This is a genomic window from Micromonospora sp. NPDC002717, assembly GCF_040295705.1.
GTDB lineage: Bacteria > Actinomycetota > Actinomycetes > Mycobacteriales > Micromonosporaceae > Micromonospora.
The window spans coordinates 1-1,416 of sequence record NZ_JBEOVW010000091.1 but is presented as its reverse complement, the minus strand read 5'-3'; the positions used below and the strand labels follow the sequence as shown (position 1 = coordinate 1,416).

Here is a 1,416-nt window from a genome sequence, read left to right as displayed (position 1 = left end):
TTTTAAAATAGAATGATGAAAAACTAAAAAGTTTCAAACGCTGGTCGGCTTGTTTCGTAAAAAAAGAGTGCAATGCGCACTTACACATCACTCTAAAAACGAGTGATGTAATGGCTAAAAATCGTGTATCAGAAGTTGCTTATCGCAACAACAAAATTTCATGCTAGTAGCGTCTCTTAAATGAGTGAGTCTTTGTTTCAATTTGTGATACATTTTTCTGATCCATCAAGAACTTCCTCAAAGATAAAATGCCCCAGCGCTCATTCCTCAATCGCCCTTTGTCATTGATTTTGTAATAAGCATTGCGCCCTATTCGGTTACAATCATTATAACAAAATAGACCATATAAAACCATAAATACTGCAAGCTATCACATTGTAATACAAAACACTTCGTTCTTGTATTACAATGTGGCTTGAAAAGGGGGAAGTTTCACTTTCCCCTTTTATCCCCTTTGGATTGTGTCGATTTGCTTTACGCAAACGCCACCTACCCATTTTATAAAAATAAAATGAGCAAAAGATCTTTCTTTTTGTCATACAAAAAGAAGAAAAAGAGGGACGATTTTCTTCTTCCGAAATCGTCCCTCTTTTTTCTAAAACCATGGATGAACAAACAAAATACGAGAGATTTTTTATTCGTTCATCCACTAAAAATATGCGAACAGTATGGCTTCATTCAATCCTGTTCTTACAAGTCAAAAGCATCGAATCGTCCAAGGACGATTCAACAAAAAAAGTAGTTGTTTTTGGACGACTACTAAGTTCTAAACATTCATTACCCAAAATCAATTTGGTCTAACATCGTTTCTCGACTAGCTTGATCTAATCCAAGATACGTTAAGGTCATAGCTTCACTTGAATGGTTTAATAAATGCATCACTAAACCAATATTATAGTTTGACTGGGTATAGACCTTATAAGCGCCTGTTTTACGCATGGTATGCGTTCCTAGATAGTTAATTCCTACTTATTGTCGGCGGAGCTGGACGCTTCTTTCACAACCTCTATCCTCGATCTTTTTGGTCATACACTTCTTTGACGTTGATAAATTGATCAAGTATTGGATTTTCTCCTTTTAGGTCAGCTTCGAAACGGATACCGTCAATATTGATTCTGGCGTTACGGTAGTAGTCAGTTCCTAGTTGTCCCCATGCAGGAGTTGAGGCATCGACATTGCAGAAGATATCAAATCCTTGTTGTTTCAAGTAAGCAAATTTTTGATTTGCTTCAGAATAAGGTTGCCAATCGCTGATGTCAGCGCCAAATGGGTAGATCAAAATATTTGTTTTGCCTAAAATAGGTGCAACTTCATTTTGCCAACGTTCATTATCTTGTTGGATATCGGCTAAAGAAGCTTGTGTCATATTCAAGTGTCCCCAAGTATGAGAAGCAAAACTCCAACCATCTTTCTTTA

1 protein-coding gene is annotated in these 1,416 nt (G+C 36.6%); it reads right to left on the bottom strand.

Features of this window, described 5'->3' with window-relative positions:
- Nucleotides 1-1,006 precede the first annotated feature (1,006 nt).
- The coding region (locus tag ABT006_RS34980) for a polysaccharide deacetylase family protein (protein ID WP_350712751.1) at nucleotides 1,007-1,416 on the bottom strand (410 nt) is incomplete at its 5' end.